The 14,119-nt window shown below is 71.5% G+C and carries 12 protein-coding genes; 7 read left to right on the top strand and 5 right to left on the bottom strand.

Annotation, left to right across the window (positions count from 1 at the left end):
- Positions 1-378: 378 nt before the first annotated feature.
- The 3 genes from OG570_RS00500 to OG570_RS00510 all read left to right on the top strand — a co-directional run bounded on the left by OG570_RS00500 (position 379) and on the right by OG570_RS00510 (position 4,620).
- Entirely contained in the window at positions 379-1,404 is a 1,026-nt protein-coding gene (locus OG570_RS00500) for a serine protein kinase RIO (RefSeq protein WP_442788306.1), read from the top strand.
- A gap of 327 nt (positions 1,405-1,731) precedes the next feature.
- Entirely contained in the window at positions 1,732-3,342 is a 1,611-nt protein-coding gene (locus OG570_RS00505; protein ID WP_326955177.1) for a DEAD/DEAH box helicase, read from the top strand.
- A 102-nt stretch (positions 3,343-3,444) separates the two neighbouring features.
- On the top strand, positions 3,445-4,620 hold the full coding sequence (locus OG570_RS00510) for an 8-amino-7-oxononanoate synthase (protein WP_326955178.1): 1,176 nt from the start codon (positions 3,445-3,447) through the stop codon (positions 4,618-4,620).
- A gap of 238 nt (positions 4,621-4,858) precedes the next feature.
- Here OG570_RS00510 and OG570_RS00515 read toward each other — a convergent pair whose 3' ends face one another.
- Positions 4,859-5,290 carry a GNAT family N-acetyltransferase gene (locus OG570_RS00515; protein WP_326955179.1) on the bottom strand — a complete coding sequence of 144 codons (432 nt, stop codon included), beginning with the start codon at positions 5,288-5,290 and terminating at the stop codon, positions 4,859-4,861.
- 17 nt (positions 5,291-5,307) lie between these two features.
- The gene (locus OG570_RS00520; protein ID WP_326955180.1) at positions 5,308-6,123 is read right to left on the bottom strand and encodes a S1 family peptidase; all 816 of its coding nucleotides are present in this window, start codon (positions 6,121-6,123) and stop codon (positions 5,308-5,310) included.
- A 168-nt stretch (positions 6,124-6,291) separates the two neighbouring features.
- On the opposite strand from OG570_RS00520, the gene OG570_RS00525 reads away from it, so the two are divergent.
- Both OG570_RS00525 and OG570_RS00530 read left to right on the top strand, forming a co-directional pair.
- Positions 6,292-7,164 carry a M15 family metallopeptidase gene (locus OG570_RS00525; RefSeq protein ID WP_326955181.1) on the top strand — a complete coding sequence of 291 codons (873 nt, stop codon included), beginning with the start codon at positions 6,292-6,294 and terminating at the stop codon, positions 7,162-7,164.
- Positions 7,165-7,259: 95 nt separating this feature from the next.
- On the top strand, positions 7,260-8,654 hold the full coding sequence (locus OG570_RS00530; protein ID WP_326955182.1) for a mycothione reductase: 1,395 nt from the start codon (positions 7,260-7,262) through the stop codon (positions 8,652-8,654).
- A gap of 45 nt (positions 8,655-8,699) precedes the next feature.
- Here the strand turns inward: OG570_RS00530 and OG570_RS00535 are convergent, their stop codons facing one another.
- The 3 genes from OG570_RS00535 to OG570_RS00545 all read right to left on the bottom strand — a co-directional run bounded on the left by OG570_RS00535 (position 8,700) and on the right by OG570_RS00545 (position 12,796).
- Positions 8,700-10,523, bottom strand: a complete 1,824-nt coding sequence (locus OG570_RS00535) for a proprotein convertase P-domain-containing protein (RefSeq protein ID WP_326955183.1) — start codon at positions 10,521-10,523, stop codon at positions 8,700-8,702.
- 83 nt (positions 10,524-10,606) lie between these two features.
- A complete protein-coding gene (locus tag OG570_RS00540; protein WP_326955184.1) occupies positions 10,607-11,515 on the bottom strand; it encodes an XRE family transcriptional regulator in 909 nt (302 codons plus the stop codon).
- A 51-nt stretch (positions 11,516-11,566) separates the two neighbouring features.
- On the bottom strand, positions 11,567-12,796 hold the full coding sequence (locus OG570_RS00545; protein WP_326955185.1) for a CynX/NimT family MFS transporter: 1,230 nt from the start codon (positions 12,794-12,796) through the stop codon (positions 11,567-11,569).
- 49 nt (positions 12,797-12,845) lie between these two features.
- On the opposite strand from OG570_RS00545, the gene OG570_RS00550 reads away from it, so the two are divergent.
- Positions 12,846-13,529, top strand: coding sequence for a FadR/GntR family transcriptional regulator (locus OG570_RS00550; RefSeq protein ID WP_326955186.1), 684 nt, complete (start codon positions 12,846-12,848; stop codon positions 13,527-13,529).
- 91 nt (positions 13,530-13,620) lie between these two features.
- A complete protein-coding gene (locus tag OG570_RS00555; protein WP_326947230.1) occupies positions 13,621-14,109 on the top strand; it encodes a hypothetical protein in 489 nt (162 codons plus the stop codon).
- The last annotated feature ends 10 nt before the right edge of the window (positions 14,110-14,119 follow it).

Here is a 14,119-nt window from a genome sequence, read left to right on the forward strand (position 1 = left end):
TGATCATCGTGACCACCGCGACGGCCGGAATTCAAGGAAAGGGCACGAACGGACCGTTCGCGCAATTCGGTTGCGCGGCGCCGGGGCGGCCGGGCAAGCTGGGAGACGTCCGGCAGGGAGCCGGGGTGTGAGCGAGCGGGGAGGTGCCTGTGGTGATGACTGTGCGGGCCCGTCTGCGCCCAAGCCCACCCGCCCCCCGAGGCTGATCACGCGCCCGGTGGGGCATCCCTGAACCAGGAGAACCCACCAGTGCGCTTGCACGACTTCGAAGATCACGACCGATTCGACGAACGACCTCCGCGCCGCCGCGAGCGGTTCGGCGGCGACGACCACCACCGCACCCCGCTCCTCTCGCGGTTCGCCGACGAAGGCGACCGACTGCCCTCGCGGCTCGACGAGGAGCCCGACTGGCAGTCCTCGGACCGCTACACGCCGTTCGAGGACGAAGACGACCTACAGCCCTCGCGCCGCCGAGCGCGGGTCGGGGACGAAACGGACCAGCGGGTCTCCCGGCGTGCTCGGTTCGACGACGAACCCGAACCCACCCGGCGCGGGCGGCTGACCGAAGGCGAACGCGTCCGGCTCGCGAAACTGCGGGACGACGCCTACACCGAAAACCAGCTGCCCGACGGCGCCGATCGCTGGTCGACCTGGGACGACGCCGAGCACGGCCCGCTGCCCCGGCCGGACTGGGTCGTCACCGAGCTCGCCGCGGTCGACACCGACCTCGGCGTCCTCAAGACCGGTAAGGAGGCCGATGTCCACCTGCTGCGGCGCGGGCTGCCCGGCACTCCCGGCGGGCTGCTCGCCGCGAAGCGGTACCGCAGTGACGAGCACAAGCTGTTCCACCGTGACGCGGGCTACCTCGAAGGACGGCGGATGCGCCGCTCCCGCGAGACCCGGGCCATGGCCCAGCGCACCGCGTTCGGCCGCAACCTGATCGCCGAGCAGTGGGCCGTCGCGGAGTTCGCCGCGCTGGGTCGCTTGTGGACGATCGGGGCGCCGGTGCCCTATCCCGTCCAGCGCAACGGGACCGAACTGCTGCTCGAGTTCCTGGGCGAGGACGACGGGACCGCGGCTCCCCGGCTGGCCCAGGTCCGTCCGGAACCGGACGAACTGAAGGACCTGTGGTTCCAGGCCACCGCGGCACTGGAGCTGCTCGCGTCCGAGGGGCTCGCGCACGGTGACCTCTCGGCGTACAACCTGCTCGTGCACCGGGGGCGGCTGGTGGTGATCGACCTGCCCCAGGTCGTCGACGTCGTCGCCAACCCGGGCGGGGTCGACTTCCTGGCGCGTGACGTGCGCAACCTGGCCGGCTGGTTCCACTCACGGGGCCTCGGCGAGCACGTCACCAGGCCCGATGAGCTGCTGGCGGAACTCGTGTCCGACGCCGGGATCGGGTGATCGCGGGGCGGCGTCGCGGATGTGGTGTGGAACACGTCTGCGACGCCGCCCACAACAGGTGACCTCAACGAGTAGTCCCGACCCCACCTCGGGTACAGTAAGCACAGACCGCAACCGGCGGCGTGGATGAGTTGGTGTCCGTCGCCTCCAGAGCCACCGAATGGCTCGCGGTGATCCGTAATCCCAAAGCGGCTCGCAGTGTCGTAAAGCGACAAGACACAGTGCGCCGGGGTCCGTCCCTGTGAACGCCCACCGCACACCATCTTGCCCTGCCTGCGCGCGGGGAGCCCGGGCCTCCTTGTGACGAACCATGTCCGAGAGGCATTTGTGACAGTCACGTTCAACTCTGGTACCACCTCGACGTCCGCGCACGCGGACCGTCCCGACCGCCGGCCGCGTCAGCGCCCCGCCGGTGGGGACACGCTGCGTGATGACGCAGTCGAGACCGTGGAGACCAGGACTTTCGCCGAGCTGGGCCTGCCGGAGCCGCTGCTCCGCGCGCTGGCCGAGGCCGGCATCAACAGCCCGTTCCCGATCCAGTCCGCGACCATCCCGGACGCCCTGGCCGGCCGCGACGTGCTCGGCCGCGCCCAGACCGGTTCCGGCAAGACCCTCGCCTTCGGCCTGGCCATGCTGGCCCGGCTCGCCGACGGCAAGGCCCGCCCGAAGCGCCCCCGCGCGCTGATCCTGGTGCCGACCCGCGAGCTGGCCATGCAGGTGGCCGACTCGCTGACCCCGCTGGCCAAGTCCCTCGGCCTGTGGTGCCGCACCGCCGTCGGCGGCATGGCCTTCGCCCGCCAGGCCGACGCGCTCGCCCGTGGCGTCGACCTGCTGATCGCCACCCCGGGGCGGCTGTCGGACCACGTCCGGCAGGGCACCGCGCACCTGGGCGACTGCAACTTCATCGCCCTCGACGAAGCCGACCAGATGGCCGACATGGGCTTCATGCCGCAGGTCCGCGAGATCATGGACCTCACCCCTCCGGGCGGGCAGCGGCTGCTGTTCTCGGCGACGCTCGACGGTGACGTCAACCGCCTCGTGCGGCAGTACCTGAGCGACCCAGTCACGCACTCGGTCGCGCCGTCGACCGCGAGCGTCACCACCATGGACCACCACGTGCTGCAGGTCTCACACCAGGACAAGCAGGACGTCATCACCCACATCGGTGCCCGTGAGGGCCGCACGATCATGTTCGTGCGCACCAAGCACCACGTGGACCGCCTCGCCGAGCGCCTGCGTGAGCAGGGTGTCAACGCGGCGGCGTTGCACGGTGGCAAAACCCAGGGTCAGCGCAACCGGGTGCTCGCGGACTTCAAGGAAGGCCACACCCCGGTGCTGGTCGCCACGGACGTCGCCGCGCGCGGCATCCACGTCGACGACATCTCGCTGGTGCTGCACGTCGACCCGGCGGCCGACCACAAGGACTACCTCCACCGCGCGGGCCGCACGGCGCGCGCCGGGGCGTCCGGGGTCGTCGTCACGGTGGTCACCAACGACCAGCGCCGCATGGTCAAGCGGATGACCGACCGGGCCGGCGTCCGCGCCGAGTCCACGATGGTCCGTCCGGGTGACGACGCGCTGACCCGCATCACCGGTGCCCGCGAGCCCAGCGGCGAGCCGGTCATCGAGCGTCGGCGCGAGAGCCCGCGTCGCGGTGGCGGCGGCGGTGGCTTCCGCGGCGACCGCGGCAGCTTCGGCGGTTCGAGCCGTGGCGGTTACCGCGGCGGCAGTGGCGGCAGCAGCAGCAGCAGCCACGCCGGCAGCGGTGGCGGCTACGCCGGCGACCGTGACCGCGGTGGCGACCGTGGCGGCTACAGCCAGGGCTCGCACGAAGGCCGCTCCGGTGGCTTCAGCGGCCGTGGCCGTCAGCCGCGCTCGGGCGGCGGTGGCGGCTACGGCCGGCCGAGCCGTGGCCCGCGTCGCGGCTACGACAGCTGATTTCTCCCGGAGGCCCCGGGCCGGCACTCGCCGGTACGGGGCTTCCGGCGTTTCCAGGCCCGCTTCACGGCCGCGCGAGGCCCGGGTGGGAGACTGCGGGATGTGACTACGCCGCCGACACTTCCGCCCGACGAGGTTTTCGACTGGCTCGACGTCGAGGCGGAAAAGCGTGCGGGCGCGGGACTGGTGCGGCAGTTGCGGCCACGCCCCGCCAAGACCGACGAGCTGGATCTCGCCGGCAACGACTACCTCGGGCTGGCGCACGATAAGCGCGTCGCCGGGGCCGCCGCGGCCGCCGCGCTGCGGTGGGGCGCAGGCTCGACCGGCTCACGGCTGGTGACGGGCTCGACCGAGTTGCACACCGAGCTGGAGATGGAGCTCGCCCGGTTCTGCGGCGTGCAGGCCGCGCTCGTGTTCTCGTCGGGCTTCACGGCCAACCTCGGCGCGGTGACGGCGTTGTCCGGCAGCGAAGCCGCGATCGTCACCGACAAGTACATCCACGCGTCGCTCATCGAGGGCTGCCGGCTGTCGCGGGCGGACATCGCCGCCGTCGCGCACGCGTCGCCGTCCGCGATCAAGAACGCGCTGGCGACCCGGCGCAAGCCGCGGGCCCTGGTGGTGACCGACTCGGTGTTCTCGGTGGACGGCGACCTCGCCCCGCTCGACGAGCTGGCCGGGATCTGCCGCGAACACAGCGCCGGCCTGCTGGTCGACGACGCGCACGGCTTCGGCGTCCTGGGTGAAGGCGGGCGCGGCGCGGTCCACGCCGCCGGGCTCGCGGGCGCCCCCGACGTCGTCACGACGTTGACGCTCTCGAAGGCCCTCGGCGCGCAGGGCGGGGCCGTGCTCGGGCCGCGTCGCGTGATCAAGCACCTCATCGACACCGCGCGCAGTTTCATCTTCGACACCGCGCTCGCGCCGGCCAGCGCCGCCGCCGCGCTCGCCGCGTTGCACGCGCTGAAGGAAGAGCCGGGGCTGGCGGAGAAGGTCCAGGAGAACGCCGGGAACCTCGCGATGCAGCTGAAGGCGGCGGGGCTGAAGGCGAGCGTGCCGGACGCCGCCGTGATCTCGGTGCAGGCGCCGTCCGCGGAGACGGCCGTCGCGTGGGCCGCGGCGTGCGCCGAGCAGGGCATCCGCGTCGGGTGCTTCCGGCCGCCGTCGGTGCCGGACGGCATCTCACGGCTGCGGCTGACGGTGCGTGCCGACCTCACGGAGTCCGATGTGGACCGTGCCGTGAAGGTGATCACGGCGACCGCGCCGCGCGGTGCGACCGACTGAGCCGTACCGGAACGGTCGGTTCGCGTACCCAGAGGGTCGGCTCGCGTACCTGGAGGGTCGGCTCGCGTACCTGGAGGGTCGGTTCGCGTGCTCCAGCGGGCATCACGCGTGATTGGAGAGGCATCACGCGTGATTGAAGGGTCGACTCGCGTGATTGCGAAGTCGACACTCGCGTGATTCGGGACGTGAGTCGCGTGTCTGGGGGCGGGACTCGCGTGATTGGGGGCGGGACTCGCCGTTAGGCGGGGCGGCGCATGCGGATGTGGGGGATTCCGTCGTCGTCCGTGTACTCGGGGCCTTCTGCGGCGAAGCCGTAGCGCGCGTAGAAACCCTGGACGTACGTCTGGGCGTCCAAGACGTACTCGGCGGGGATCGTGAGGGCCGCGTCCATCAGGCGGGCTGCCAGGCCCTGACCTCGGGACTGGGCGGCCGTGACCACCCGGCCGATGCGGCGGATGCCGCCTGGGTCCAGCAGGACTCGCAGGTAGGACGTAACCCCGTTGTCGTCCGAGAACCAGAGGTGGCGGGTGTCCGGCAGCAGGTCGCGGCCGTCCAGTTCCGGGTACGCGGCCTTCTGCTCCACCACGAAGACGTCAACCCGCAGGCGCAGGATGTCGTGCAGCTGGGCAGCGGTCAGCTCCGGGCCGGTCGCGTCGTGCAGGGTCGGCATACCCCTGCTTACCACGCTCAGCCGAGCAGGCGCGGGTTGGCCTGTTGCTGGATGTCGTTGACGTACGCCGAAACCCGCGTGTAGACGCCCGGCTTGCCGGCCTTGCCGCAACCGTCGCCGAAGGACACCAGGCCGATCAGGGTGTCGCCGACGACCAGCGGGCCGCCGGAGTCGCCCTGGCACGCGTCCACGCCGCCGTCGGCGTAACCCGCGCACACCATGGTCTTCGGGTCGTAGACGTCGTAGTCGGAGTTGCAGTCCTTGTCGCCGATCACCGGGACCTGGGCGCTGCGCAGGTAATCGGACCGGTCGCCGCCGTCGGCGACGCGGCCCCAGCCGAGCACCGTCGCCTGCGTGCCTTCGCGGTAGGACGCCGAATCGCCGCTGTCGGGCAGCTTCGCGGGCCGGTAGCCGAGCTGGCCGCGCACGGTCAGCACCGCGACGTCGTTGCCCGCCGTCGGGTCGCTGTACCCCTTGCTGATCCAGATCTTCGACACGCTCAGCACCTGGCCGTCACCGGTGCGCTTGTCCTCGCGCCCGGCCACCACGCGGACGTCCTGCTTCGCCACGGCTTTCGCGCAGTGCGCCGCCGTCGCGACCGCCGTGGAGCTGACGATCACCGCGCCGCAGTACTGGTTCCCGCCCGGGTCAGCGAGGTACACCGCGTACGGGTGGTCGTCGAGCGAAGCCTTGTTGCCGCCGACGATCCGGGGCTGGTTGGCGGACGCCGGGTCCGCCGAAGCCGTGTTCACCACGACCGGGACGGCGACCGCCGCGACCGCGAGGAGCGCGCCGCTCACGAGCAGCAGGGATCGGCGGGAGTTCACGGACATGGGTCGTTCCCCTCTTCGAACACCAGGCAAAGGCACTGCGCACGGCACTCACGCGACTCCACAGCGTGAACAGGTGGCCCTGAATACCCTAATCGGAGTGAGCCCGAAGCGGTGTCACTGAAACGGGTGGACTCCGCGCTCACCGACCGTTTATGTCAAGCTTGCGGAATGCGACGGACAGCGACGGCGGCGCTCGGGACGGTCATGGCCGTCACGCTGGCCGCCTGCACGTCGGAGGTCCCCTCGGCGCCCCAGCCGGTCGCCGCGACGCCGGTCACGACGACCGTGTCCAAACCCCCCTCCCCGGTGAAACCGGCGCCGCCGAAGACGTCGAGCGCGCCCGTTGTCACCTGGCAGGCGGGTGCCCACCCGCTCCCCCTGCGTTCCGACGGCTTCGGCGAGATCGAACCGACGCCACCCGAACTGGTGAATCGGGCACTTCCGACAAAAGACGTTCTTCCCCCGCCGGCCGGGAGCGTCTACGCCTCGACGATCAGCGTCGTGCCCGCCGCCGTCCTCGCGCGCAGCACCTGGCAGGCCGCGTGCCCGGTCAAGGCCACCGACCTGCGCTACCTCACGATCGCGTTCTGGGGGTTCGACGGCCGCGCGCACACCGGCGAGATGCTGGTGAACGCGTCCGGCGCCGCCGGGATCACGAAGGCGTTCGGGAAGCTCTTCGCCGCGCACTTCCCCCTGGAGGAAATGCGCGTGACCAGCCCGGCCGAGCTGACCCTGGCGCCCACCGGCGACGGCAACTCGACCAGCGCGTTCGTCTGCCGCCCGGCGCGCGGCCAGACGACCTGGTCAGCGCACGCCTACGGGCTGGCGGTGGACGTCAACCCGTTCTGCAACCCCTACACCCAGGGCGATCTGGTGCTGCCCGAGCTGGCTTCGGCCTACGTCGACCGCTCGCGGAAACGCCCCGGCATGGTCCTGGCCGGCGACGCCACCGTCCGCGCGTTCGCGGCGATCGGCTGGAGCTGGGGTGGGGCGTGGACCAGCCCGAAGGACCGGATGCACTTCACGGCCAATGGGCACTGAGTACGTAATACGACGTTAAGCACACGCGGGAACACCTGCTCCACGCGGCAGGTTGGCTAGGGTGAACCGACCGGAACGAGCCCGCGGAGGATGAAGTGCCCCACTACGACCTGGTGATCGTCGGGACGGGATCGGGGAACTCGATCCTCGGCCCCGATTTCGCCGGCAAGAAGACGGCCATCGTGGAGAAGGGCACCTTCGGCGGGACCTGCCTGAATGTCGGCTGCATCCCGACGAAGATGTTCGTCTACGCCGCCGACGTCGCCTACACGCCCGCCGAGAGCGCGAAGTACGGCGTCGACGAAGAGCTCAAGGGCGTGCGCTGGCGCGACATCCGCGACCGCGTCTTCGGCCGCATCGACCCGATCGCCGCCGGCGGCGCGGAGTACCGCCGCAGCCACGAGGACAACAAGAACGTCGACGTCTACGAGGGCACCGGGCGCTTCACCGGGACCAAGGAACTGCGCGTCACGTTCCCCGACGGGCGTCCGGACGAGGTGCTGACCGCCGACCGGTTCGTGCTCGCGGCGGGTGGCCGTCCGGTGATCCCGGACATCCCCGGCATCGAGGAAACCGGCTACTACACCTCCGACACGGTGATGCGGCTCGACGAGCTGCCCGAGCGCATCGTCATCCTCGGCGGCGGGTACATCGCGGCCGAGTTCGCGCACGTCTTCGCGTCGTTCGGCGTGCGGGTCACGCTGGTCAACCGGTCCGCGCGGCTGCTGCGCTCGGAGGACGAGGACGTCAGCGCCCGCTTCACCGAGCTGGCGTCGGAACGCTTCGACGTCCGGCTGGAGCGCAAGACCGTGCGGGCGCGCAAGACGGCCGACGGCGTCGCGCTGGACCTCGAAGGGCCGCAGGGCGCCGAGACCGTCGAGGCCGACCTGCTGCTCGTCGCGACCGGCCGCAAGCCGAACTCCGACCTGCTCGACGTCGCCGCCACCGGAGTGACCACAGTGGACAGTGGGCACGTCGTGGTCGACGACTACCAGGAGACCGCCGTCGAGGGCATCTACGCGCTCGGCGACCTCTCCTCGCCGCACGAGCTGAAGCACGTCGCGAACCACGAAGCCCGGGTGGTGCAGCACAACCTGCTGGACCCGGACGAGCGGATCGAGGCCGACCACCGGTTCGTGCCGCACGCCGTGTTCACCCACCCGCAGATCGCGTCCGTCGGGCTCACCGAGCAGAAGGCGCGCGAGCAGGGCGTTTCCTACGTGGTTTCGAAGCAGGACTACGCCGGGATCGCCTACGGCTGGGCCATGGAGGACACCACCGGCTTCGCGAAGCTGCTCGCCGACCCCGCCACCGGGCAGCTGCTCGGCGCGCACATCATCGGACCGCAGGCGTCGAGCGTCATCCAGCCGCTGATCCAGGCGATGAGCTTCGGCCTGGACGCGCACGCGATGGCGCGTGGGCAGTACTGGATCCACCCGGCCATGCCGGAGCTGATCGAGAACGCCCTGCTCAACCTGCCCCTGGACTGAGTCACCACGGGCCGGGCGGGGTGACCGCCCGGCCCGCGGGAGCCCCTAGAGCGTGATCGACCAGGTGTCGAGGGTCCCGGTGTCGCCGGGGCCGTAGTCGGTCACGCGCAGCTGCCACTTGCCGGCCGCCGGGGACGACGCCGTCGCCGGGACGGTGAACGTCCGGGCGCCGCTCCACGGCGTGCAGGTGCTGCCGCCGCTGTACTTGAGCGCGTACGCCTTGCCCTTCGGGTCCAGCAGCGTGATGCCGAGGTCTTCGGCGCACGTGTGGCGGATGGTCAGCGAGACGCCGATCGAGGCGGCCGCGCTGCCGGTCAGCGTCGAGCTGATCGGGCTGAGCACCTGCTGGTAATCACGGATCGCGTAGTCGGTGTCGTTGGTCAGCGTGCGGGAGCCGCCGCCACCCGCTTGGGTCCGCGCGCTGACAGCCGCGCTGGCCGCGGACGCGTTCCCGGCGGCGTCCTTCGCCTTGACCGTGAAGGAGTACGCCGTGTCCGGGTTGAGCCCGGAGACCGTGGCGCTGGTGCCCGCCACGCTCGTGGCGAGCGCGGAACCGTTGTAGACGTCGTAGCCGGTGACGCCGGTGTTGTCCGTCGACGCGTCCCAGGCGAGCGAAACGCTGCTCGACGTCGTGCCGGTGGACCGCGGGTTGCCCGGCGCGCTCGGCGCCGTCGTGTCACCGGTGCCGCCGCTGGTGACCAGCGAGAGCTGCCACTTGTTCAGCGCCTCGATCACCGGCTGGAACAGCGACATGTCGCCGTCGCTCGGGTTCTGGACGCACTGCGACGGGCCGCCGTCGTGCAGGCCGGTGGCCTTGCTGCCGAGCAGCCAGCCGCCGCCGGAGTCGCCGCCGAGCGAACACGCCGTCGTCCAGGTCAGGTCGCCGATGATGAGGCCGTTGCCGTAGTCGGCGGACTTGTGCGTGTACTTCACTTCGCCGCACTGCCAGTGCGAAGTGTTGCCGGAGTGGCAGACGCTGTCGCCGACCATGGCCTCGGCCGCGCCGGAGAGCGTGACCGCCGGCTGGCCCCAGGTGTTGACCGACGCCGAGAGGTTCCAGCCCGCCTCCGTCACCGCGACGAGGCCCATGTCGCCTTCCTGGCCGTTGACGCTGTGCGTGCCGCCGACGTTCGACGTACCGACCTTGTTCTGCTGGCCCGAAGCGCCGTAGGCGGCCTGGTTGCTGTCGTTCGTGCAGTGCCCGGCGGTCAGGAAGTGCTTGGCACCGCTGGAATCCGTGACGGGGAAGCCGACCGAGCAGTTCGATTCGCTGCCCGGCCACCACGGGTTGCCGGTCTGGATCGTGCCCGACTGCTGCTTCGGCGACGTCGTCGTCTCGGTGATCCGGACGCCGATTTCCTTGACGCTGGAGAGGAAACTCTCCGTCGCGGCCGTCTTCTTCGTGCGGTCGACGGAGACGCCGACCTCGTTGTTCCGGACGTCGACGCCCCAGCCGTAGACGCCGGGCACCCCCTTGCCGACCAGCGCGCGGACGGCCGCGTCGGTGCGGTCCAGCTCGGCCTGGCTGCGGGCCACGACCTGCGCCGCGGCCCCGGTGGCGCGGACCTGGTCCGCGGCGGCCGGCGTCGTGACGGCGACGGTCAGCTTCCCGGCGGCCGCGTCGAACCACTCCCCCGCCGACTGCTGCCGGACGGCGGTCGGCAGCGCGGCGGCCAGGCGGTGGGCGTCGTCCTGGGCGGCGAGGCGGGTCCGGGCCTGGTCCGCGGACAGGCCGAACGCGGCCGCGACGCCGTCGACCTCGGCCTGCGGATGGGCCGGCGGTGCCGGTGGCGCGGCTTGAGCGGGCTGGAAGCCCAGTCCCAATGCGGCGAGCGCGGCGACACCCGCGACGGAAACCAGTCTGCGCATGAGGTTCTCCTCGGATCGGGATTCGATTCGCCGACGGTAGATCCCGGAGAACACCGAATTGAAGATCCGCAGGGCCTTAACAGTTAACTGGCGTCCCATTCCCAATCGAAACCGTAACGGCCGGGCCCGAAAGTGAGCGCGACGCCGTGGACCGCACCGGATTCCGGGACGACGTCGGTGTATTCGGCCGGCTGGCCGTCGTGTTCCACGATCCGCCGGCACACCGCGGGTACCGCCGCCGGGTCGAAGCGGATTTCGAGCACGTATTCGCGGACCGGGAGCCGGAACTTGCGTTCGTAGTTCGTCGCCAGCGGATGCGGCGCGCGATTCACGAGCGTGTGCTCGGTGATCACCGTTTCGCCTCGGACGAGCGGCCGGCCGAAGAGCAGTTCGACGACGAGCAGGCCGTCTTCCGGCTTGTGCACGCTGCGCCCAGCCTGGCAGCCGCGCAGGGAACGCACCTCCGGCAGCGGCCGGTCGTGCTCGTCGAGGTGCAGGATGACCACCCAGCGGTCCGGGCCGTCCGCCTCGGCGCGCAGCACCTGCCGCGAATGGAACTCCAGCTCCTCGCGATCCGGGCCGACCGTCACGACGTCGTGCTGGCTGATCCGGGTCAGCCGCTCGTCCCACCGGGTGTCCACATCGGACACCGCGGCGTCGATGCGCCCACCGTCCGGCCAGAACCGGCCCATCTCGGCGGCCGTGGACCGGCGTGACCGCGGCGAGCCGAGCAGCGCGACGAGCGACCCCGGCGGCACGTCGAGGACGACTTCGAGCTGCCGCACCCCGCGCACCGAGTCCCGCCGCTGCGGGCGGCTGCGCCCGGACTGCCAATAGCTCAACGTCGCCGTCGTGACCGAGACGCCGCGGGCGTGCAGGTGTTCGCGCAGGCGGTCGAGACTCAGGCCGCGGGCGCGGATCGCCGCGCGCAGGGCCGCATCGAACGGGCCGGTGCGCAGCAACGTCCCGAGGGCCGGCGACGGAACCGCCATCGAACGATCTTAAGCCGCCGAACGGCCGAGAACGGTATTAACTGTTAAGAATCAGACGAACCGGTGGCGTCCCGCGAGTGCGCCGAAGCCCATCTGCACCACGAGCAGGCCCAGCAGCATCGCCAGCGGCACGGTCCAACCGCCCGCGAGGTCGTGCAGCAAGCCGAAGAGGAACGGGCCGAGCGCGGCGAACAGGTAGCCGAAGCCCTGGGCCATCCCGGACAGCCGGGCGGTGTCGCCGCCGGTCTTCGCGCGCAACGCGATCACCGTCAGGGCCAGCGAGAAGACGCTCATCCCGAGGCCGATCAGCACGCTCCACAGCAGCGGCGACCACGCCGGGGCGAGCATCAGCCCGGCCGTCCCGGCCAGGCCGAACACGCCGAACGCCACGATCCACGCGCCCTGGCCGCGCTGCCGGGCCGCCATCGGCGCCACGACCAGGCTGATCGGCACGGCGATCAGCGAAACCAGGCCGAACAACAGGCCCGCGTGGTCGCGCGAGACACCGGCGTCCATCAGCACCTGCGGGAACCAGCCCATCGCCGCGTAGGCGTAGAAGGCTTGGAGGCCGAAGAAGGCCGTGACGATCCAGGCCAGCCGGTTGCGCAGCAGCGAGCGGCCGCCCTCGGCGGCGTCGGCGTGACGCGGTGCCCGGCCGGTGCCGCGGGCTGCGAGAATCCACGCGGCGAGCGCGACGACGGCCACCACCGCCCAGCTGCCGAGCGCCGGGCGCCAGCCGCCGAAGGCGTCGCCCAGCTGCGGGGTCACGGCCGACCCGAGCGCGCCGCCGCCCTGCAGAGCGGCGGTGTAGACGCCGGTCATCAGGCCGATCCGAGCCGGGAAGGAGCCCTTGATGACGACCGGGATGAGCACGTTGATCAGGGCGATCCCGGCGGTCGCGACGAGCGTCCCGCCGAGCACCACGTACGGGCCGTCGAGCACGCGCAGCACGAGCCCGGCGGCGATCGCGGTCAGCGCGACCGCGATGGCGGCGCCGATCCCGGCGCGACGGGCGAGCAGCGGCGCGGCGAGCCCGGCGCCGGCGAAGCAGAGGGTCGGCAACGTCGTCAGCACGCCCGCCCAGAGCACGGACGCGCCCAGGCCGGCGCGCATTTCGGCGAGCATCGGGCCGACTCCGGTGATGGCCGGGCGCAGGTTGAGCGCCGTGAGCACCACGGCGACCGCGAGCAGCGCGCCGCCGGCGACCACGCCGGGCGTGCGCGTCTCGATCGCGCCGTCCAGCTCGGGTTCGAGTGCTGATTCACGGGATTCGACGGGCATACGAGCTACTATCTCATACGTAGGATGATTGGATGAAGGGATAATTCCTGTGCCTCTGGCCACCACCCGGCGGACAGGCTTGGTCGACCAGGTCATCGAGCAGCTGCGGACCGCCGTCACGCAGGGCGAATGGCCGATCGGCGAGCGCATCCCCACCGAGGTCGAGCTGGGCGACCAGCTCGGCGTCGGCCGCAACACCATCCGCGAGGCCGTGCGCGCCCTCGCGCACACCGGCATCTTCGAGGTCCGCCAGGGCGACGGCACTTACGTGCGCGCGACCAGCGAGGTCTCCGGCGCGATCCGCCGGCTGTGCGGCGACGAACTGCGCGAGGTGCTGCAGGTCCGGCGCACCCTCGAGGTCGAGGGCGCCCGGCTCGCCGCAGCCGAGCGGACCGACGAAGACGTCGCGGAGCTGCGCGCGCTGCTGGCCCGCCGCGAGGTCGAGCTGAGCGAAGGTCGCTGGCCGGACTTCGTGCGCACCGACGCCGAATTCCACTGCGCGGTCGTCCGCAGCGGCCACAACCGGCTGCTCACCGAGCTGTACCGCGGGCTGACCGAGGTCATCACGGCGAGTGTCGCGGCGACGTCCACCATCACGCCGGGCGCCGGACACATGCCCGAGATCGGCCACGAAGGCCTCGCGGACGCCATCGCCGAGCGCGACGCGGACCGGGCCGCCGCCGAAGCCTGCGGCTTCCTGGACGAGCTGCTGGAGCGCATCGAACCGGCCTGAGCTGGGCTTTTACTCATTTGGCACCACTTCTGACCCCTAAGGGTGCCAATTCAGGGTTGTCGTGGTGCCACGATGGCGCCATAGTTGTGCCATGGACCTGACGCCCTTCGTAGACGAACTCCGGCGGGAGCTCGCGGTCGCCGCCGAGTCGGCGGGCGAAGAAGCCGTCGCCCTCGCCGAGCGGCTCACCGCGCCGCTCGAGTCGGCGATCCGGCTGACCCTGCTCGACGCCCTGTCGGCCGCGGCCGACGAGATCACCCGCGACCTCGCACCCGGCTCGGTCGAAGTCCGCCTTCGCCGCCGGGACGCCGAATTCGCCGTCTCGCTGCCCACCGCACCCGAGCCGGCGCCCCAGCAGACCCCGCCGCCGCCGTCCGAGCCGGACGACGGCACCGTCTCCCGGATCAACCTGCGCCTGCCCGAGCAGCTCAAGCAGCGCGTCGAGGAGGCGGCGAACCGGGACCGGCTCTCCACCAACGCCTGGCTGGTCCGGGCCGCGAACGCCGCGCTCGGTTCCGGGAGCGCCCAGCCCCGGCAGCGGTCGGTCTACGGCGACAAGTACACCGGCTGGGTTCAGTAACCCTTCTTCT

Origin of the sequence: Amycolatopsis sp. NBC_01286 (assembly GCF_035982555.1) — a bacterium.
In the GTDB taxonomy this organism is placed as follows: Bacteria; Actinomycetota; Actinomycetes; order Mycobacteriales; family Pseudonocardiaceae; genus Amycolatopsis.